This is a genomic window from Micromonospora sp. NPDC051543, assembly GCF_044454415.1.
Lineage (GTDB): Bacteria > Actinomycetota > Actinomycetes > Mycobacteriales > Micromonosporaceae > Micromonospora.
Map to the genome: position 1 here is coordinate 502,703 of NZ_JBITDT010000002.1, position 19,819 is coordinate 522,521.

Annotated in this window: 17 protein-coding genes; 10 read left to right on the plus strand and 7 right to left on the minus strand. The window is 71.1% G+C overall.

The genetic code is table 11. The features are described 5' to 3' along the window. The first annotated feature begins 208 nt into the window (after nucleotides 1-208). The 5 genes from gap (at nucleotide 209) to ACIA3K_RS05380 (ending at nucleotide 4,043) form a co-directional block, all read left to right on the plus strand. On the plus strand, nucleotides 209-1,213 hold the full coding sequence (gap, locus tag ACIA3K_RS05360; protein ID WP_357170846.1) for a type I glyceraldehyde-3-phosphate dehydrogenase: 1,005 nt from the start codon (nucleotides 209-211) through the stop codon (nucleotides 1,211-1,213). Continuing rightward, nucleotides 1,210-2,409 carry a phosphoglycerate kinase gene (locus ACIA3K_RS05365; RefSeq protein WP_396799310.1) on the plus strand — a complete coding sequence of 400 codons (1,200 nt, stop codon included), beginning with the start codon at nucleotides 1,210-1,212 and terminating at the stop codon, nucleotides 2,407-2,409. The genes gap and ACIA3K_RS05365 overlap by 4 nt, the downstream gene beginning before the upstream one ends. A gap of 2 nt (nucleotides 2,410-2,411) precedes the next feature. Beyond that, nucleotides 2,412-3,203: a triose-phosphate isomerase gene (tpiA, locus tag ACIA3K_RS05370; RefSeq protein WP_355248568.1), complete on the plus strand. Its 792-nt coding sequence runs from the start codon at nucleotides 2,412-2,414 to the stop codon at nucleotides 3,201-3,203. Nucleotides 3,204-3,298: 95 nt separating this feature from the next. Further along, on the plus strand, nucleotides 3,299-3,559 hold the full coding sequence (gene secG / locus ACIA3K_RS05375; RefSeq protein ID WP_355049593.1) for a preprotein translocase subunit SecG: 261 nt from the start codon (nucleotides 3,299-3,301) through the stop codon (nucleotides 3,557-3,559). A gap of 142 nt (nucleotides 3,560-3,701) precedes the next feature. Next, nucleotides 3,702-4,043 (plus strand): RNA polymerase-binding protein RbpA, encoded by a 342-nt coding sequence (locus ACIA3K_RS05380; protein ID WP_357134282.1) that lies wholly within the window; start codon nucleotides 3,702-3,704, stop codon nucleotides 4,041-4,043. Between the two features lie 69 nt (nucleotides 4,044-4,112). Here ACIA3K_RS05380 and pgl read toward each other — a convergent pair whose 3' ends face one another. The 6 genes from pgl to tkt all read right to left on the minus strand — a co-directional run bounded on the left by pgl (nucleotide 4,113) and on the right by tkt (nucleotide 12,574). Then, complete coding sequence (gene pgl, locus ACIA3K_RS05385) at nucleotides 4,113-4,883, minus strand: 6-phosphogluconolactonase (RefSeq protein ID WP_357134284.1); 771 nt, start codon at nucleotides 4,881-4,883, stop codon at nucleotides 4,113-4,115. 123 nt (nucleotides 4,884-5,006) lie between these two features. Further along, the gene (locus ACIA3K_RS05390; protein WP_396799311.1) at nucleotides 5,007-6,023 is read right to left on the minus strand and encodes a glucose-6-phosphate dehydrogenase assembly protein OpcA; all 1,017 of its coding nucleotides are present in this window, start codon (nucleotides 6,021-6,023) and stop codon (nucleotides 5,007-5,009) included. Next, on the minus strand, nucleotides 6,020-7,555 hold the full coding sequence (gene zwf / locus ACIA3K_RS05395) for a glucose-6-phosphate dehydrogenase (protein WP_396799374.1): 1,536 nt from the start codon (nucleotides 7,553-7,555) through the stop codon (nucleotides 6,020-6,022). The genes ACIA3K_RS05390 and zwf overlap by 4 nt, the downstream gene beginning before the upstream one ends. A 2-nt stretch (nucleotides 7,556-7,557) precedes the next feature. Further along, nucleotides 7,558-9,207: a glucose-6-phosphate isomerase gene (locus tag ACIA3K_RS05400; protein WP_396799312.1), complete on the minus strand. Its 1,650-nt coding sequence runs from the start codon at nucleotides 9,205-9,207 to the stop codon at nucleotides 7,558-7,560. A gap of 37 nt (nucleotides 9,208-9,244) precedes the next feature. Continuing rightward, nucleotides 9,245-10,420: a transaldolase gene (gene tal / locus ACIA3K_RS05405; RefSeq protein ID WP_396799313.1), complete on the minus strand. Its 1,176-nt coding sequence runs from the start codon at nucleotides 10,418-10,420 to the stop codon at nucleotides 9,245-9,247. A gap of 15 nt (nucleotides 10,421-10,435) precedes the next feature. Then, nucleotides 10,436-12,574: a transketolase gene (gene tkt / locus ACIA3K_RS05410; protein ID WP_396799314.1), complete on the minus strand. Its 2,139-nt coding sequence runs from the start codon at nucleotides 12,572-12,574 to the stop codon at nucleotides 10,436-10,438. 264 nt (nucleotides 12,575-12,838) lie between these two features. Here tkt and ACIA3K_RS05415 point away from each other — a divergent pair, with 264 nt between their 5' ends. The 3 genes from ACIA3K_RS05415 to ACIA3K_RS05425 all read left to right on the plus strand — a co-directional run bounded on the left by ACIA3K_RS05415 (nucleotide 12,839) and on the right by ACIA3K_RS05425 (nucleotide 15,349). Beyond that, nucleotides 12,839-13,792 (plus strand): heme o synthase, encoded by a 954-nt coding sequence (locus tag ACIA3K_RS05415; protein ID WP_396799315.1) that lies wholly within the window; start codon nucleotides 12,839-12,841, stop codon nucleotides 13,790-13,792. 286 nt (nucleotides 13,793-14,078) lie between these two features. Further along, the gene (locus tag ACIA3K_RS05420) at nucleotides 14,079-14,414 is read left to right on the plus strand and encodes a hypothetical protein (RefSeq protein WP_396799316.1); all 336 of its coding nucleotides are present in this window, start codon (nucleotides 14,079-14,081) and stop codon (nucleotides 14,412-14,414) included. A 14-nt stretch (nucleotides 14,415-14,428) separates the two neighbouring features. Then, nucleotides 14,429-15,349, plus strand: coding sequence for a RimK family alpha-L-glutamate ligase (locus tag ACIA3K_RS05425; protein ID WP_396799317.1), 921 nt, complete (start codon nucleotides 14,429-14,431; stop codon nucleotides 15,347-15,349). A gap of 1,066 nt (nucleotides 15,350-16,415) precedes the next feature. Here the strand turns inward: ACIA3K_RS05425 and ACIA3K_RS05430 are convergent. Further along, on the minus strand, nucleotides 16,416-17,369 hold the full coding sequence (locus tag ACIA3K_RS05430) for a heme A synthase (protein WP_396799318.1): 954 nt from the start codon (nucleotides 17,367-17,369) through the stop codon (nucleotides 16,416-16,418). A 116-nt stretch (nucleotides 17,370-17,485) separates the two neighbouring features. Between ACIA3K_RS05430 and ACIA3K_RS05435 the strand changes: the two genes are divergently transcribed. Together ACIA3K_RS05435 and sufB are read left to right on the plus strand one after the other, a co-directional pair. Next, the gene (locus ACIA3K_RS05435; RefSeq protein ID WP_396799319.1) at nucleotides 17,486-18,283 is read left to right on the plus strand and encodes a helix-turn-helix transcriptional regulator; all 798 of its coding nucleotides are present in this window, start codon (nucleotides 17,486-17,488) and stop codon (nucleotides 18,281-18,283) included. Further along, a complete protein-coding gene (sufB, locus tag ACIA3K_RS05440) occupies nucleotides 18,280-19,710 on the plus strand; it encodes a Fe-S cluster assembly protein SufB (RefSeq protein ID WP_396799320.1) in 1,431 nt (476 codons plus the stop codon). The genes ACIA3K_RS05435 and sufB overlap by 4 nt, the downstream gene beginning before the upstream one ends. Nucleotides 19,711-19,819 lie beyond the last annotated feature (109 nt).

Below are 19,819 nucleotides of genomic sequence, written 5' to 3' on the forward strand. Positions count from 1 at the left end.
CGCGCTCGGATAGGGTCGCTGAGTACGGCAAGGGGGCCGACATCGGCACTTCTCGTCGTGCCCACCGCCTCGGGCGGTCAGGTCCTCAGACCGCGCGGCGGGGTGGCCGAGATGAACCGTCGACGGCCGGCTCCAACGGTCGGCGCACACCATTCCCGCCGGCCCGTTGACTCAAGCCGGCGGACCAGAACGCGAGGAGATGGGACCTGTGACCATCCGGGTTGGCATCAACGGCTTTGGCCGAATCGGCCGTAACTTCTTCCGGGCAGTGCTGGCGTCCGACGCCGACATCGAGGTCGTGGCGGTGAACGACCTGACCGACAACGGCACGCTCGCCCACCTGCTCAAGTACGACAGCATCCTGGGTCGCCTGCCGTACGAGGTGAAGGCCACCGCCGACGAGATCACCGTCGGTGGCAAGACCATCAAGGCGTTCGCCGAGAAGGACCCGGCGGCGCTGGCGTGGGGCGAGGTCGGCGCGGACGTCGTCATCGAGTCGACGGGCTTCTTCACCGACGGCACCAAGGCCAAGGCACACATCGACGGCGGCGCCAAGAAGGTCATCATCTCCGCCCCGGCGAAGAACGAGGACGTCACCGTGGTCATGGGTGTCAACCACGACACCTACGACCCGGCGAAGCACACCATCATCTCCAACGCCTCGTGCACGACGAACTGCCTCGCGCCGATGGCGAAGGTCCTGCAGGACACGTTCGGCATCACCAAGGGTCTGATGACGACGATCCACGCGTACACCCAGGACCAGAACCTGCAGGACGCGCCGCACAAGGACCTGCGCCGGGCGCGCGCCGCCGCGCTGAACATCGTCCCGACCTCCACCGGCGCCGCGAAGGCCATCGGCCTGGTGCTGCCGGAGCTGAAGGGCAAGCTCGACGGGTACGCGCTGCGGGTGCCGATCCCGACCGGCTCGGCCACCGACCTGACCGTCGAGGTCGGCCGGGAGACCACCGTGGACGAGGTCAACGCCGCGCTGAAGGCCGCCGCGGAGGGCCCGCTCAAGGGCATCCTGGTCTACAACGAGGACCCGATCGTCTCCTCCGACATCGTCACCGACCCGGCGTCGTGCATCTTCGACGCGCCGCTGACCAAGGTCATCGGCAACCAGGTCAAGGTCGTCGGCTGGTACGACAACGAGTGGGGCTACTCGAACCGCCTCGTCGACCTCGTCAAGCTGGTCGGTACCTCGCTGTGAGCATCCGGACCCTCGACGACCTGCTCGCCGAGGGGGTGTCGGGTCGGCGCGTGCTGGTGCGCGCCGACCTGAACGTCCCGCTCGACAAGCAGTCCGGTGCCATCACCGACGATGGCCGGATCCGCGCGGTGCTGCCGACCCTGGGCGCGCTGGTCGAGGCCGGCGCGAAGGTGGTCGTCTGCTCGCACCTGGGTCGCCCGAAGGGCGCTCCGGACCCGCAGTTCAGCCTGAGCCCGGTCGCCGACCGGCTCGGTGAGCTGCTCGGCGCTCCGGTGCGTTTCGCCACCGACACGGTCGGCGAGTCGGCCCGCTCCACCGTCGCCGACCTGGCCGACGGCCAGGTCGCCCTGCTGGAGAACCTGCGCTTCAACGCCGGTGAGACCAGCAAGGACGAGGCCGAGCGGGGCGCGTTCGCCGACCAGCTCGCCGCGTTCGGCGACGCGTACGTCGACGACGCGTTCGGCGCCGTGCACCGCAAGCACGCCAGCGTGTACGACGTGCCGGCGCGGCTGCCGCACGTGGCGGGCCGGCTGGTGCTGCGTGAGGTCGAGGTGCTCTCCAAGCTGACCAGCGAGCCCGAGCGGCCGTACGTGGTGGTGCTCGGCGGGTCCAAGGTCTCCGACAAGCTGGCCGTGATCGAGGCGCTGCTGCCGACGGTCGACCGGCTGCTCATCGGCGGCGGAATGTGCTTCACCTTCCTCAAGGCCCAGGGCCTGGAGGTGGGCACCTCGCTGCTGGAGAAGGACATGGTCGAGACCTGCCGCAACCTGCTGGAGCGGGCCGACGGCAAGATCCTGCTCCCGGTCGACGTGGTGGTCGCGGACGCGTTCGCGCCGGACGCCGCGCACGACACGGTCCGCGTCGACGGCATCCCGAGCCACCGGCTCGGCCTGGACATTGGCCCGGAGACGGTCGCCGGCTTCGCCGCCGCCCTGTCCCAGGCGAAGACGATCTTCTGGAACGGGCCGATGGGCGTGTTCGAGATGGCCGCCTTCGCTGCCGGCACCCGAGGCATCGCCGAGGCGATCACCAAGGCCGACGCGTTCAGCGTCGTCGGCGGCGGTGACAGCGCGGCGGCCGTCCGGGCGTTGGGTCTGGACGAGTCGAGCTTCGGTCACATCTCCACCGGTGGCGGCGCCTCCCTGGAGTACCTGGAGGGCAAGACCCTCCCCGGCATCGCGGCCCTGGAGAACTGAGCATGGCGAGCACGACCCGCCGGCCGCTGATGGCCGGCAACTGGAAGATGAACCTCAACCACCTCGAGGCCAACCTGCTCGTGCAGAAGCTGGCCGCGAGCCTCACCGAGAAGCAGCTCACCGAGGTCGAGACGGTCGTGCTGCCGCCCTTCACCGACCTGCGCACCGTGCAGACCGCGGTGGACGGCGACAAGCTGCTGATCGGCTACGGCGGGCAGGACCTGTCCCCGCACGCCTCCGGCGCGTACACCGGTGACATCTCCGGTCCGCTGCTGGCCAAGCTCGGCTGCACGTACGTGGTGGTCGGGCACTCCGAGCGGCGGGCCTACCACCACGAGGACGACTCGGTCGTCAACGCGAAGGTGAAGGCGGCGCTCACGCACGGCCTGACCCCCATCCTCTGCGTGGGGGAGGGGCTGGACGTGCGCGAGCAGGGCACCCACGTGGCGCACTGCTCCGACCAGCTCGACGGGGGCCTCGCCGGGCTCACGCCCGAGCAGGTCCGCCAGGTGGTCATCGCGTACGAGCCGGTCTGGGCGATCGGCACCGGAAAGACGGCCACGCCGGAGGACGCCCAGGAGGTCTGCGGCGCGGTCCGCCAGCGGTTGGCGGAGCGCTTCGACTCCGAGACCGCCGACGCCGTCCGGGTCCTCTACGGCGGCTCGGTCAAGGCGTCGAACGTCGCCTCGATCATGGCGCAGCCGGACGTGGACGGCGGCCTGGTGGGTGGCGCGAGCCTGGACGCGGAGGAATTCGCGCAGATCTGCCGGTTCCCCGAGCACATCGCTCGCTGATCGCTCGCTATTCTGGACACCGCCCGTCCACCGGCCGGTGCCGGAGTGCCCGACCTGTCCGGGCGAGGATCGCTACGAGAGGACTGCCCCCAGCCATGCCGATCTGGTTCGCATACACGTTGATCGTGTTGCTGGTCATCACGAGCGTTCTGCTCACCCTGCTCATCCTGCTGCACCGCGGTAAGGGTGGCGGGTTGTCGAGCATGTTCGGCGGCGGTGTCAGCTCCAGCCTCGCCGGCTCCTCGGTGGCCGAGAAGAACCTCGATCGTTACACCGTTCTGGTGGGTGTCGTCTGGTTCGCGGCGATCGTCGGGCTGGGGCTCTGGCTCCGTCTCCAGATGAACAGCGGCACCTGAGCAAGCCCGCCAAGTCGTACAATCTGCGCGCGGTCCGTCACTCGACGGACCGCGCGCAGTCTTTTCTCCGCTGCACCACCGCGTCGCCCGCCGCCCATCGGAGACGGCGGCGGGTCCCCTCCGACGACAGGAGCGAGCAGCCGTGCCCAGTGGCAATGTCATCCGTGGCGCCCGCGTCGGGTCCGCGCCCATGCGCCCGGACGAGCGGCACCAGCCGGCCCCCCGACAGGCCGTCACATACTGGTGCCGCAACGACCACCAGACCGACATCCGGATCGCGGCCGACGCCACGGCGCCGCCGCTGTGGGACTGCCCCCGCTGCGGGCTCCCCGCCGGCCTGGACGCCGAGAACCCACCCGGACGCGTCCGCGCCGAGCCCTACAAGAGCCACCTGGCGTACGTGAAGGAGCGGCGTACCGCCGAGGAGGGGGAGGCGTTGCTGGCCGAGGCCCTGGCCGCGCTACGCCGCCGACGCGGCGAATAGACGAAAAGGGCCCCTCGTACGCGAGGGGCCCTTTCGTAGCGATCAGCGCAGGCTGCGCCGTGAGTCGGTCTAGCGCAGGCTGCGCAGGCGGGCCGGTACGTCCGCGGCGGCCGCGCGGTCCAGCAACCAGCGGGTACGGTCCACGCCGTGCACCCCGGCGGCCGGAAGCTGCACCGGCCCCGCGCCGGCCAGCGCCATGCCCACCGCGCGCGCCTTGTCGGCGCCGGCGGCCACGAGCCAGACCTCCTCGGCGGTGTTGATCGCCCCCAGGGTGAGGGTGGTCCGCACCGGCGGCGGCTTCGGGCTGCCCCGCACCGCGCTGACCGGCCGCGTGTCGTGGTGCACCGGGTGCTCCGGGAAGACCGAGGCGACGTGCCCGTCCTCGCCCACACCGAGCATCAGCACGTCGAAGTGCGGCAGCGCGGCGTGCCCCGGCCGGGCGGCGCGGGCCAGCTCCTCGGCGTACGCGGCGGCGGCCGCCTCGGGGTCGTTGCCGGCCGGGCCGTCCGAGGCCGGCATGGCGTGCACCCGGGCCGGGTCCAGCGGCACCGAGTCCAGCAGGGCGGCCCGGGCCTGGGTCTCGTTGCGCTCCGGGTCACCGGACGGCAGGAACCGCTCGTCGCCCCACCACACGTCGACCCGGGACCAGTCGACCGCGTCGCGGGCCGGCAGCTGCGCCACCGCCCGGTAGACGGCGGCAGCGACCCGACCACCGGTGAGGACCACCGCGGCCTCACCCCGGTCGGCCTGGGCGTCCAGCACCTTCACCAGCAGTCGGGCCGCCACGGCCTGCGCCAGCAGATCGGCGTCGGCGTGGACGGCGACACTCGCCTCACTCATGGGTTGGGCCTTCGTTTCCGGACCGCTGGGCGGTCGCTGTCGCGTCGGTGCCCGGACGGGGACACCCGGAGGTGGCGGTCAGGGCCGGGACGTCGCGTCCCGGCCCTACCGGTGTCGTACTGCTCAGCTCTCGCCGCTGGGGCCGGCGTGCGCGGTGACCCCGGCCTCGGCGCGCTGGGCCGTGGCCGGATCCTTCCAGACGTGCACCCGCTGCGGCGGGCGCTGCTCCAGACCGCGCAGGCCGGCGGTCGCGCCCAACGCCTCCGCGTACACCTGGTCGGCGTCGAGGCGGCGCAGCTCCTCGGCCAGCTCGTCGCCGAGCGGCCGACGGACCAGCGGCAGCGCCCGATCCTCCTGACCGGTCCGCCGGAACACCGCCAGGCTGTCCTCGCGGGTCAGCGTCAGCTTGTCGCCGTTGGCACAGGTCAACTGCACCTCGCGCATACGGGGGAACTCGTCGGTGTCCACCCGGCGCGGGGTGATGCCGAGCCGGCTGGACAGCCAACCGACCATCAGCGCCGCCGTCGGGTCGCTGGGTGGCGCGACGACGGTCGCCTCGGTGACCTGCTCGTTGGTGGTGTCGAACGCCCCGGCGACCAGGGTCCGCCACGGGGTGATCCGGGTCCACGCCAGGTCGGTGTCGCCCGGGGCGTAGTCCCGGGCCCGCTGGCGCAGCGCCTCCACCGGGTCGGCGGCCTGCGCGGAGTCGGTGATCCGCCGGTCGGCGACCACACCGAGGAAGTCGGTGGCGATCTCCGCGGGCGGCTCACCGTGCCACCAGGTCACCACCGGTACGTCCGGCACCAGCAGCGGCATCACCACCGACTCGGCGTGCAGGGCGAGCCGCCCGTACATCCGGGTGACCACCGCCTCGCACGGGCCGAGACGACCGCCGACCACGATCTCCGCGTCCAGCCGGTTCCGTTCCCGCTCGATGTCGGAGCGGACCACGACCACCAGCCGGCACGGGTGGGCGGCGGCGGCGATGGTCGCCGCCGCCTCCGCCTCGCGCACGCGCTTCTCGTCCACCACCACGATGAGGGTGAGCGCCATGCCGCTGGCCACACCACCGGCGCTGCGCCGTTCGGCGGCCAGCGCCTTGACCACCTCGTTGCCGGTGGTGTCCCACAGCCCGATCATGCTCTTCTCCAAGCGCGGCCCTCACGGGCCAGCATCTCGTCGGCCGCCCGTGGACCCCACTCGCCGGCCCGGTACGGCTCCGGGGTGGTGCCCACCCAGGCATGCTCCAGCGGGTCGATGACCTGCCAGCTCTGCTCGACCTCGGCGGCGTCCGGGAACAGGGTGCGGTCCCCGATCAGCACGTCCAGGACGAGCCGCTCGTACGCCTCCGGGCTGGATTCGGTGAACGCCTCGCCGTACTGGAAGTCCATGGCGATGTCGCGGACCTCCATGGTGGTGCCCGGAACCTTCGAGCCGAACTTGAGCACCACGCCCTCGTCCGGCTGCACCCGGATGACCAACTGGTTGTTGCCCAGCGACTCCATGTCGGCGTCGTTGAACGGCAGGTGCGGCGCCTTCTTGAACATGATGGCGACCTCGGTGACCCGCCGGGGGAGTCGCTTGCCGGCCCGGATGTAGAACGGCACCTCGGCCCAGCGCCGGTTCTGGATGCCGAGGCGCACCGCCACGTACGTCTCCGTGGTGGAGTCGGCGGGGACGTCCCGCTCCTCCCGGTAGCCGACCGCGCGCTCGCCGCCCACCCAGCCGGGCAGGTACTGGCCCCGGACGGTGTCCCGGGCCACGTCCTTCGGCAGGGTGATCGCCTTGAGCACCTTCAGCTTCTCGGCCCGGATCTCGTCGGCGTCGAAGCTGGTCGGCTCCTCCATCGCCACCAGGGCCAGGAGCTGGAGCAGGTGGTTCTGCAGGACGTCGCGGGCGGTGCCGACGGTGTCGTAGAAGCCGGCCCGGGTGCCGATGCCGACGTCCTCGGCCATGGTGATCTGCACCGAGTCGACGTACTTGGAGTTCCACAGCGGCTCGAACAGGTTGTTGGCGAACCGCAGGGCCAGGATGTTCTGGACGGTCTCCTTGCCCAGGTAGTGGTCGATCCGGAAGACGTCCTGCCGGGTGAACACGTCGTCGACCAGGTCGTTGAGCGCCTTCGCCGACGGCAGGTCGTTGCCGAACGGCTTCTCCACCACGACCCGCCGCCAACCGCCGGACTTGTCGTTGTCGGCCATGCCGGTGCGGGCCAACTGCTTGAGCACGACGGGGAAGGCGGCCGGGGGGATGGAGAAGTAGAACGCCGCGTTACCGGCGATGCCGTGGGTCTGACGCAGGTCGTCCAAGGTCGCGGAGAGCTGGTCGAAGGCGGCGTCGTCGTCGAACGAGCCGCCCACGAACTTGATGTTGCCGGCCAGCCGCGCCCACACCTCGTCCCGCCACGGCGTACGGGCGTGCTTCTTGGCCGCCTCGCAGGCCAGGGTCTCGAAGTCACCGTCGCCCCAGTCACGGCGCGCGAAGCCGAGCACCACGAAACCGGGCGGCAGCAGCCCTCGGTTCGCCAGGTCGTAGACCGCGGGCAGCAGCTTCTTGCGGGCCAGGTCGCCGGTCACCCCGAAGATCACCAGAGCGCACGGCTCGGGGATCCGGGGCAACCGGCGGTCCTGCGGGTCGCGTAGCGGATTCACGCCTTGGGTCACGTCGTCCATCCTCACGTGCGCAGCTGACCGGCCGCGTCGAGCAGTTGGGCGACCCCGGCGGCCCGGTCGGTCAGGTGCAGTCGCAGCACCGGCCGCTCCCGGCCGGCGAGGGCCTCCCGGTCGCCGGCGGCCTGCGCCGCCTGCAACTCGCCGAAGGTGTACGGCTTGCCCGGCACGTCCAGGTCCTCCGCGATCGCGCCGGTCACCTGGAGGTAGCTGCCCACCTGCGGGCCGCCCTTGTGGTACTGGCCGGTGGAGTGCAGGAACCGCGGCCCCCAGCCGAAGGTGACCGGCCGGCCGGACGCGCCGGCCAGCAGCGGCCGCAACCCGGCCGTGTCGGCGTCGGCGAACCGGTCGAGGTACGCCATCACCGCCAGGTAACCGTCGTCGCCCAGCCCGTCGAGCAGCCACCGCAGCACCCCGGCCAGGTCGCCCGGAGCGCCCTGCGGCGCGTACACCTCGATCGCGCCCTCGGTGAACGACGGCTTCTCCGTCGGCAGCCCCGAGGCCAGGATCTTGTTGGTGTTCTCCTTGGACTCGGTGACGTTCGGCTGGTTGAACGGGTCGATGCCGAGCACCACGCCGGCCACCGCGGTGGCGTACTCCCAGGCCAGGAAGTGCGCGCCGAGCGGGCCGTTGACGGCCACGTCCGGGTCGGCGCCGCCGCCGGGCACGTCACCGGCGGCCAGCGCGCCGCCGTAGCTGACGGTCAGCACGTCGGGGCCGGTCGCGCCGGGGCTCTGCGGTGACTCCACGACCACCGGCAGGATGCCGACGCCGGACTTGCCGGTCGACTCGGCGATGAGCTGCTCGGCCCAGTCGCCCAGACCGTCGATGCCGGTGCCGTCGGACACCAGGGCGACCTTGTCGCGGGCCAGCGTGGCGGCGGCGCCCAGCGCGGCGCCCAGCGCCAGCGCCGGATTGTCGCTGTCGGCGGCGAGCGACCGGGCCAACGCGTCGGCCTGGTCGATCAGCTCCGACACGTCGACGCCGGCCAGCGCGGACGGCACCAGCCCGAACGCGGTCAGCGCCGAGTACCGGCCGCCCACATTCGGGTCGGCGAGCACGGTGAACGCGCCCATCTCGGCCGCGGTCGCCTCCAACGGCGAGCCCGGGTCGGTGACGATGACGAAGTGCCGGCCGGCCTCCGCCTCGGTCATCCCCGCGTCCAGGAACGCCTGCCAGTAGGCGCGGCGGTGGCTGTCGGTCTCCACCGTCGAGCCGGACTTGCTGGCGACCACCACCACGGTGCGTTCCAGCCGGTCGCCGAGGGCCGCCCGGACCTGGCCCGGGTCGGTGGTGTCCAGCACCGTCAACGGCCGGCCCAGGGTCCGCGTGATGACCTCGGGGGCGAGGGACGAGCCACCCATGCCGGCGAGCACGACGTGGTCCAGGTCGGCCAGTTCCGCCTTCAACTCGGCGAGCTGCGCCAGCAGCTCCCGGCTGCGCTGGTGGGTGTCCACCCAACCGAGGCGGATCTTCGCCTCGGCCTCGGCGTCCGAACCCCACAGGGTCGTGTCCTTGGCGGCCAGCCGCCCGGGAACGCCGGCCTTGACCAGCGCCTCCCGGGTCGAGGCGGGGGCGGACTTGTCGACCGCGTCCGCGCCGTAGACGGCGAGCCCGGCGGCGGCCTCCACCGGCCCCGCGAGAAGGTCACTCATGCCGCCACTCCACTTCGCTGGGTGCTGATCCGGTCGCTCACGCGCCACCGGCCTTCGCGGCGGCCTTGGCGTTGCCCTCGGCGGCCTTGTTCGGAGCGCCCTTGCCCTTCGCCGCGGCCTTCAACGACTTGGTCACCCCGTCGAGCAGCTCCTGCCAGCTGACCTCGAACTTTTCGACGCCCTCGCGCTCCAGGGTGGCGATCACATCCGCCATGTCCACCCCGACCGACTCCAGGTCCGCGAAGACCTTCCGGGCCGCGTCGTAGGACCCGGTGACGGTGTCGCCGCGGGTCTCGCCGTGATCGGCGTACGCGTGGATGACCGACTCCGGCATGGTGTTGACCGTTCCGGGGGCGATCAGCTCCTCGACGTAGATGACGTCCCGGTAGTCCGGGTTCTTGGTCGAGGTGGAGGCCCACAGCGGGCGCTGCGGGTGCGCGCCGGCGGCCTCGAGCGCCTTCCAGCGGTCCGAGGAGAAGACCTCGGTGTACCGCTCGTACGCGAGCTGCGCGTTGGCCACCGCGGCCTTGCCCTTCAGGGCCTTGGCCTCGTCCGAGCCGATCTTCTCCAGCCGCTTGTCGACCTCCGAGTCGACTCGGGAGACGAAGAACGACGCGACCGAGCCGATGGTGGACAGGTCGTGGCCGTTGGCCTTGGCCCGCTCCAGACCGGCCAGGAACGCCTCCATCACCGCCGAGTAGCGGTCCAGACCGAAGATCAGCGTCACGTTGACGCTGATCCCCTCGGCGAGCGTGTCGGCGATCGCCGACAGGCCCTCCTCGGTGGCCGGGATCTTGATGAAGAGGTTGGGCCGGTCGACCAGCCACCACAGCGCCTTGGCCTCGGCGACCGTCTTGTCGGCGTCGTGCGCGCTGCGCGGGTCCACCTCGATCGAGACCCGGCCGTCCACGCCGGCGCTGCCGTCGTACGACGGGCGCATCACGTCGCACGCCCACCGTACGTCGTACGTGGTCAGCATCCGGACGGCCTCTTCGACGTCCACGTCACGGGTGGCCAGGTCGCGCAGCTGCCAGTTGTACTCGTCGGCGTCGCTGAGCGCCTTTGCGAAGATCGTCGGGTTGGTGGTGACCCCGGCCACGTGCTTCTCGCGGCGGAGCTGGTCCAGCCCGCCGGAGCTCAGACGCACCCGGGACAGATCGTCGAGCCAGACCGCCACACCCGCGGCGGTGAGCTCATTCAGCTTGTCGGTCATGCCGTCCACGCTCCCTCAGTTGCCGGTGGTGAAACCGGTGATGTCGCCCACCCGGGCCAGCGAGGCGTGCGCCGCCGCCACGATCCGGTCGGGGGTGAACCCGAACTGCTCGAAGAGCACGGTGTACGGGGCGCTCGCGCCGTAGTGCTCGATGCTGACGCTCTCGCCGAAGTCACCGACGATTCCGCGCCAGGACATCGCGATGCCCGCCTCCACGCTCACCCGTGCCTTTACCCCGCGCGGGAGCACCGACTCCCGGTACGCCTCATCCTGCTCGTAGAACCACTCCTGGCAGGGCATCGAGACCACCCGGGTCGGGGTGCCGTCGGCCTCCAGCCGCTCCCGGGCGGTCAGGCAGAGCTGCACCTCGGAACCGGTACCCACGATGATCACCTGGGGCTTGCCGTTGGATGCCTCGGCCAGCACGTAACCGCCCTTGGCCACGCCGGACACATCGCCCAGAACCTCCCGGTCCACGGTCGGCAGGGCCTGGCGGCTCAGCGCCAGCGCGGTCGGCCGGTCGGTGTGCTCCAGCGCCTGCCGCCAGGCCCACACCGTCTCGTTGCCGTCGGCCGGGCGGACCACGTCCAGGCCCGGGATGGCGCGCAGCGCCGTCAGGTGCTCCACCGGCTGGTGGGTCGGGCCGTCCTCGCCCAGACCGATCGAGTCGTGCGTCCACACGTACGTCACGGGCAGCTTCATCAGCGCGGCCAGCCGCACCGAGGGGCGCATGTAGTCGCTGAACACCAGGAACGTGCCGCCGTACGGGCGGGTGCCGCCGTGCAGGGCGATGCCGTTGAGGATCGCGCCCATGGCGTGCTCACGGATGCCGAAGTGCAGCGTGCGGCCGTACTCGTCGCCCGGGAAGTCCTTGGTGGCGTGTTCCGCCGGGATGAAGGACGGCTCGCCCTTCATGGTGGTGTTGTTGCTCTCGGCGAGGTCGGCCGAACCGCCCCAGAGCTCCGGCAGCACCGGCGCGAGCGCCTCCAGCACCTTGCCGGACGCGGCCCGGGTGGCCACACCCTTGGCGTCTGCCGGGAAGACCGGCAGCGCGTCGGTCCAGCCGTCGGGCAGCACCCGGCCGGCGAGCCGCTCGTAGAGCGCCGTGCGCTCCGGGTTGGCCTGCTTCCAGGCGTCGAACGACGCGGTCCACTCCTGCTCGGCGTCGGAGCCCCGACCCATCACCGTGCGGGCGTGGCCCAGCACCTCCTCGTCGACCTGGAAGGTCTGCTCAGGGTCGAAGCCGAGGACGCGCTTGGTGGCCTTGACCTCGTCGGCGCCGAGCGCCGAGCCGTGGATCTTGCCGGTGTTCTGCTTGTTGGGCGCGGGCCAACCGATGATGGTGCGCAGCGCGATGAACGAGGGGCGGGTGGTCTCCGCCTTGGCGGCAACCAACGCGTCGTACAGCGCCTCGACGTTCTCGTGGTAGTCGCCCTGGTCGGCGTCGCCGCTGCGCCAGTCGACGGTCTGCACGTGCCAGCCGTACGCCTCGTAGCGGGCCGCCACGTCCTCGCTCTTGGCGATCCGGGTGTCGTCCTCGATCGAGATCTCGTTGTCGTCGTAGATCAGCGTGAGGCTGCCCAGCTGCTGGTGGCCGGCGAGGGCGCTGGCCTCGTGGCTGATGCCCTCCTCGATGTCGCCGTCGGAGGCGATGCACCAGATGTTGTGGTCGAAGACCGACGTGCCCGGCTCGGCCTCCGGGTCGAAGAGGCCCCGCTCGCGGCGGGCCGCCATGGCCATGCCGACCGCGTTGCCCAGACCCTGCCCGAGCGGGCCGGTGGTGGTCTCGACGCCCGGCGTGTGGCCGTGCTCCGGGTGACCCGGAGTCATCGAGCCCCACTGGCGCAGTGACTTCAGGTCGTCCAGGCTCAGCGGGTAGCCGGACAGGAAGAGCTGGATGTAGAGCGTCAGGCTGGAGTGGCCGGCGGAGAGCACGAACCGGTCCCGGCCGGGCCAGTTCGGGTCGGCCGGGTTGTGCCGCATGACCCGGTTGAAGAGAAGATAGGCCGCGGGCGCGAGGCTCATCGCGGTGCCCGGGTGGCCGTTGCCGGATTTCTCCACGGCATCCATGGCCAGCACGCGGACGGTGTCGACGGCCCGGCGATCGAGGTCGGACCAGTTGAGTGCGGAGTGCTCGGGTCGGTTGGCAGCCACGATGGTTGTGCTCCTCGGCAGATGGGCGGAACCCTCACTGGTGACCTTATCGAGCGTGACTAAACGTCCGCCCGGGGATCTCGCATGGTGTGCGGTACGTGACGGCGGCCCAGGTCGTTCAACCCCGTGGTGTGACGGCCCGCACCGTTGTCGGGTCGGCCGGGCAGCCAAAACGACGACGCGTAGTGTGTGGGTCGGTGTGCGGTGCCCGAGCGGGCCCCGCCGATCCGATCTCCCCGTGCCGATGCCGGAAGGTGGCAATCCGTGAGCATGATCACCGAGCGCCCCGCGAGCAACCCCGCCGGGCAGCCCCCGGCGCGGGCGGCCGAGGGTCCGGTGGCGCGGCGGGACGTGCGCGCGATCGTGTCGTCGTATGTGGCGCTGACCAAGCCGCGCATCGTCGAACTGCTGTTGGTCACCACCGTCCCGGCGATGATGCTCGCCGAGGGCGGCCTGCCGTCGCTGTGGCTGATGGCTGTCGTGCTCGTCGGTGGTTCGCTCGCGGCGGGGGCGGCCAGCGTCCTCAACTGCTACATCGACCGCGACATCGACCAGTTGATGCGGCGGACCAAGCGGCGTCCGCTGCCGGCGCACACCGTGTCGCCCCGTAACGCGCTGGTCTTCGGCCTGGTGCTGGCGGCGGTCTCGATCGTCCTGATGGCGGCGTTCACCAATCTGCTCGCCGCGGGGCTGACGCTCGCCGCGATCGTCTACTACGACGTCGTCTACACCATGTGGCTCAAGCGCTCCACCCCGACGAACACGTTCTGGGGTGGGGCCTGCGGCGCGGCGCCGGTGCTCATCGGCTGGGCGGCGGTCACCGGTGGGCTCGCCCCGGCGGCCTGGGCGCTGTTCGCGGTGGTCTTCTTCTGGCAGATGCCGCACTTCTACCCGCTCGCCATGAAGTACAAGGACGACTACGCCCGCGCTGGCATCCCGATGCTGCCCGTGGTGGCCTCGACCGGTCGGGTGAACGCCGAGATCCTGATCTTCGCCTGGCTCACGGTGCTCACCTCCCTGGCTGTCTGGCCGCTGGGGCTCAGCGCGATCTACGGCGTGCCGACCCTGGTGGTGGGCGCCGTCTTCATCGTCGAGGCGCACAAGCTCTGCCGGCGGGCGACGCGCGGCGAGGCGGTCAAGCCGATGCGGCTTTTCCACTGGTCGACGACGTACCTGACGATCGTTTTCGTGGCCGTCGCGCTCGACGCGCTGATCTGACGCCGCCCGGCGCGCGGCCCCTGGTTTTACCGCCAATCCGGTGAACAGTCACCATCGTGGATGAGTTGTCCCTCTTTAATGTCACATCGGAGTAACTTTCGGCATGAGTCGGATCGGCTCAACCTGCGGGAGTTGCAGCCTGGTTTGCTCCGGAAGTTGAGGCGGGAAAGTCCTGATTTAAGCGGACAAAGAGTCTGTGCTCCTCCTTAAACACGTAGGTAATTGGCATCACAAAAGCTTCATGGTTCTCGCCCGCGCGAGTGGAACTCTGCTTAGGCTTCGCGTCATGGCAGATGGTTCCGATACGACGCTGACGGCCGAGCAGACCTCCGGCGAGCAGGCCCCCCAGGGTCTGGTCGCGGGTCTCAAGTCGTTCGCCGCCGGGCACGGCGGCGCGAAGGCAGTCATCGAGTACGTCGGTAAGCGTGGCGCACGGATCGTCCTCGTGGGCGCCGACGGTGAGTGGGGCGACCAGTTCGCCGAGGACACCGTGACGGCCCGGGAGGCGTGCGCCAAGGCGGGAGTCACCGTCGAGAACGCCTGGGAGCGTGAACTGATGGACCAGATGCGACCGAGCAACGACCTCTGGCGGTCGATGGCCCGGCGCACGATGGCCCGCTGAGATAGATAGCTGAATTGACCAACCACCACCAGTCGACCCGGGGGGAACCCCGGGTCGCTCTCGTTACCTGCTCCCGCCTCGTCGACCTCGACTCCGACGACCGCCTCGTCCTCGACCCGCTCGCCGCGCGGGGGATCACCGCCGAAGCGGCGGTCTGGGACGACCCGGACGTCGACTGGTCCGCGTACGACCTCGTCGTGCTCCGCTCGCCGTGGGACTACGCGCTGCGCCGCGACGAGTTCGTCGCCTGGGCCGCCACCGTGCCCACCCTGGTCAACCCCGCCGACGTGGTGCGGTGGAACACCGACAAGCGCTACCTCGGCGAGCTGAGCGCCGCCGGCGTACCCACCGTGCCGACCTCCTGGGTCGAGCCGGGCGGGAGCTGGTCACCGCCCGCCGACACCGGCGAGTACGTGATCAAGCCGGCGGTCAGCGCGGGCAGCCAGGACACCGGTCGTTACGACCTGGCCGACCCGGAGCACCGGGACCTGGCCGAGGCACACGTGCGCCGCCTCTCAGCCGCCGGCCGGACGACGATGGTCCAGCCGTACCTGAGCGCCGTCGACACCGAGGGTGAGACCGCGCTGCTCTTCCTGGCCGGCCCGGACGGTCTCGCGTTCAGCCACGCCATCCGCAAGGGCGCCATGTTGACCGGCCCCGACCTCGGCCCGGACGAGCTGTACAAGGCCGAGGAGATCAGCGCCCGTACCGCCGGGGTCGAGCAGTTGGCCGTCGCGGACCGGACCCTCGCCGCGGTCCCCGGAGGCACCCGGCAGCTGCTCTACGCCCGCGTGGACCTGATCTCCGGCCCGGCCGGCGGCCCGGTCCTGGTCGAGTTGGAGCTCACCGAGCCGTCGCTCTTCCTGAGGTACGCCGAGAACGCCCCCGAGCGCCTGGCCACCGCGATCGCCACCCACCTGACCCGCCCGGCCTGACCTCGTCCGGGTAGGGCGCCGTCCCGGCGGGTCCCTACGAGGTGCGCGGCGGGTTGCGCGTCGTGCCGTGCCGTGCCGCGTCGCGCTGTGCCGCGCGTCATGCCGTAGCGCGTGTCGTGTCGTCGCGTGTCGTCGCGCGTTGTGCTGTGCCGCGCGTCGTGTCGTGCGTCGCGCCGTGGCGTGCCGCGCCGCGCGTCGTGTCGTGGCGTGCTGTGCCGCGCGTCGTGTCGCGTCGTGCCGTGCCGTGCCGCGCGTCGTGCCGTGCCGTGCCGCGCGTCGTGCCGTGCCGTGCCGTGTGGCGAGGCGGCGACGGCCCTGGGGGCGCGGAAGCCGGGCGGGGGCGCCGACGCGGCGCTGCCTCGACGTTGGCGGCTGGGCCAGCACCGCCTCGACGACGGAGGTGCTCGCAAGATCGCGCTGCATCCAGGATGTAGTGGTGTCGCGGACACGTCGATGCCACTACATCCTGGTTCGAGCGTGACCATGAGCCCTGCGGGGCGCCCCGCCGCCGCGCCGGGCCTGTCGCGACGCCCGCCCGTCCTCGCGCTCGCCCCTGGCCCCTCGTCCTCGTCCCTCGCCGTCGCCCCTCGCCGTCGCCCCTCGCCTTCGCCCCTCGCCTTCGCCCCTCGCCTTCGCCCCTCGCCTTCGCCCCTCGCGCTCGTCCTCGTCCCTCGCCCTCGCCCCTTGGCGCTCGTCCCTTGGCCCTCGTCAAGATCCGCACAACTTCGGGGATGCTGCTGTCTCCCGCGTCCCGGAGGCAGCAACATCCCTGAAGTTGCGTAGATCTTGCGCGGGTGTGCAGACGTGGTAGCGCAGGCCGGGGCGGCGCGCAGGGGCGGACGCACGACAGCCCGAGGCGCAGGCGTGCACCCGAGAGGTGCGGGACACCGGCGGGCGCAGGACGCGCCCTGGACACCTCGCCCATCGCGCCGATCTTGCACTTTCTGTCCCGAGATATCGTGCGAATAGGGGCATTTCGGCGTTCGAAAGTGCAAGATCGACGCGCGTAGGGCGAGACGTGCGGGCCGCGCGGGGGTGAGAGCGGGGCGCGGGGGTTAGGCGGGGGTTAGGCGGGGGCGGGGGCGGGGACGGGTTGGGCTTCTGGTGCTGGGGTGGGCTGGGGTGCTGGGGGGACTGGGGGGCGTTCGCGGGTGGACCACTGGACCGCGAGGGCGGCCAGGAGCACCAGGCACGAGCCGAGCATGTGCGCGCCGACCAGGAGCGCCGGCACGTGGGTGAAGTACTGCACGAAGCCGATAAGCCCCTGACTCAGCTCCACCGCCACCAGGACGATGGCAGCCCGGGTGGCCCGCCGCGCGTCCACCGCGCGAAAGGCGAAGATGAGAGCCACCGACAGGCCGATCAACAGGAAGACCCCGTCGGCGTGGACCTGGGAGATCGCCTCCGGATCCAGGCCGTTGCGGGCCGCGCCGTGGTCGCCGGCGTGTGGGCCGCTGCCGGTGACCCAGGTGCCGATCACCAGTACCGCGACGGTGACGCCGGTGGTGATCCGGGCGAGCGCGCGCAGGGGAGTGGGCACCGCGGCGACCGTCGGGCCGTCCGGGTCGCCGATCCGCCGCCAGAGGGCGTACGCGGCGGCGATCACCGCCATCGAGGCGAGGAAGTGCAGCCCGACCACCCACGGGTTGAGGTTGGTGAGGACCGTGATGCCGCCGACCACCGCCTGGGCGGGGATGCCCAGGAACACGGCGATGGCCAGGGGGAGGAGCCCGGGTCGGCGGGGCCGGTGGGTCAGCACCGCCAGCACGGTGGCCAGCGCGATGAGGCCGACCGCGAAGGTCAGCATCCGATTGCTGAACTCGATCACCCCGTAGACGCCCATCTCGGGCGTCGTGACGTACGAGTCGTCGGTGCACCGGGGCCAGGTGGGGCAGCCGAGGCCCGACGCGGTCAGCCGGACCGCCCCGCCGGTGACGACGATGGCCACGTTCGCGATGATCGAGGCGAGCGCGAGGCGGCGCAGCAGGACGCCGGATACCGGACGGACGATTCGGTTCACGGCGCAAATCCTACGCACCGTAGTGATCGAGGTCCGTCCGACTCCGTCGGCTCGGTGGTTCGGATCACCGGGGCCCGGGTTTGCCACCCTCCGGGCAATTACGTAACGTTGGCGTTGTGAAAAACGCGGCGGCGCTCTCCGGGCACCAGCCGGCGGCTGTCCCGGCCGTCGGCGCGTCCGCGTCCGCCCTCGTCGGGGCCTCGTCGTCCGTGCTGGGCGGCCCCCCGACGGAGACCCCCACCCGGGACCGCGTCACCCAGTTGCTCCTGGAGCGGGGCGCGACGACCGCCGCACAGCTCGGCCTGGCGCTCGGCCTCAGCCCGGCGGCGATCCGCCGGCACCTGGACGCGATGCTCGCCGACGGTGACGTCGTCGCCCGCGAGCAGGCGGTGCAGGGCAGCCGGGGTCGGGGTCGTCCGGCCAAGGTGTTCGTGCTCACCGAGGCGGCCCGGGTTCGCTGTGGCACGCACCACTACGACAACATGGCCACCGCGGCGCTGCGCTGGATCGCCCGCAACGGTGGCCCGGACGCGGTCGAGACGTTCGCGGCCGAGCAGGTCTCCGCGCTCGAGTCGCGCTGTCGTGCCGCCATGGAGGACGCCGGCGACGACCCTCTCGCGCGGGCCGAGGCGCTCGCCGGAGCGCTCACCGCCGAGGGTTACGCTGCCAACGCGACCACGATCGCCTCCGGCGGCCAGCTCTGTCAGCACCACTGCCCGGTGGCGCACGTGGCCGCCGAGTTTCCCCAGCTGTGCGAGGCCGAGACCGCGGTGATCTCCCGTCTGGTCGGCACCCACGTGCAGCGTTTGGCCACCATCGCGCACGGCGACGGGGTGTGCACCACGCACATCCCGACCCAGCCGGGCCGTGCTCCATCCGGTAATCCCGTCACCACTGTGAGGACAGATAGATGACCGAGCAGATCGTCCAGCCCCTGACCCAGGAAGAGCAGCTCGCCGCCCTGGGTCGCTACGAGTACGGCTGGTCCGACCCGGACGCCGCCGGGGCAACTGCCCAGCGCGGCATCAACGAGGCGGTGGTGCGGGACATCTCGGCCAAGAAGAACGAGCCGGAGTGGATGCTCGACCTGCGCCTCAAGGGCCTGCGGCTGTTCGGCCGCAAGCCGATGCCCGCCTGGGGCGCGGACCTCACCGGTATCGACTTCGACAACATCAAGTACTTCGTGCGGTCCACCGAGAAGCAGGCCACCAGCTGGGAGGACCTGCCCGAGGACATCAAGAACACGTACGACCGGCTGGGCATCCCGGAGGCGGAGAAGCAGCGGCTGGTCGCGGGTGTCGCGGCGCAGTACGAGTCGGAGGTCGTCTACCACAAGATCCGTGAGGACCTTGAGGAGCAGGGCGTCCTCTTCCTGGACACCGACACCGCGCTCAAGGAGCACGAGGACGTCTTCAAGGAGTACTTCGGCACGGTGATCCCGGTCGGCGACAACAAGTTCGCCGCGCTGAACACCTCCGTGTGGTCCGGTGGCTCGTTCATCTACGTGCCGAAGGGCGTGCACGTGGAGATCCCGCTGCAGGCCTACTTCCGGATCAACACGGAGAACATGGGCCAGTTCGAGCGGACGCTGATCATCGTCGACGAGGGCGCGTACGTGCACTACGTCGAGGGCTGCACCGCGCCGCTCTACTCCTCCGACTCGCTGCACAGCGCCGTCGTGGAGATCATCGTCAAGAAGAACGCGCGCTGCCGCTACACGACCATCCAGAACTGGTCGAACAACGTCTACAACCTGGTCACCAAGCGCGCCGTCTGCCACGAGGGCGCGACCATGGAGTGGGTCGACGGCAACATCGGCTCCAAGGTGACCATGAAGTACCCGGCGGTCTACATGACCGGCGAGCACGCCAAGGGCGAGGTGCTCTCGGTGGCGATGGCCGGCGAGGGTCAGCACCAGGACGCCGGCGCCAAGATGGTGCACGCGGCTCCGCACACGAGCAGCACCATCGTGTCGAAGTCGATCGCCCGTGGTGGCGGCCGGACCTCGTACCGGGGTCTGGTGCAGGTGCTGGAGGGCTCGCACCACAGCCGCAGCACGGTCAAGTGCGACGCGCTGCTGGTCGACACCATCTCCCGCTCCGACACGTACCCGTACGTCGACATCCGCGAGGACGACGTGTCGATGGGGCACGAGGCGACCGTCTCCAAGATCAGCGATGACCAGCTCTTCTACCTGATGAGCCGGGGTCTGAGCGAGGACGAGGCGATGGCGATGATCGTGCGCGGCTTCATCGAGCCGATCGCCAAGGAACTCCCGATGGAGTACGCCCTGGAGCTGAACCGGCTCATCGAACTCCAGATGGAGGGCGCGGTCGGCTGACGCCGCCGTTCCCCGCGTGGCGGGGGGGGGGGGGCCCCCCCCCCCCCCCCCCCCCCCCCCCCCCCCCCCCCCCCCCCCAAAACCCCCCAAACAAAAAAAAAAAACCCGA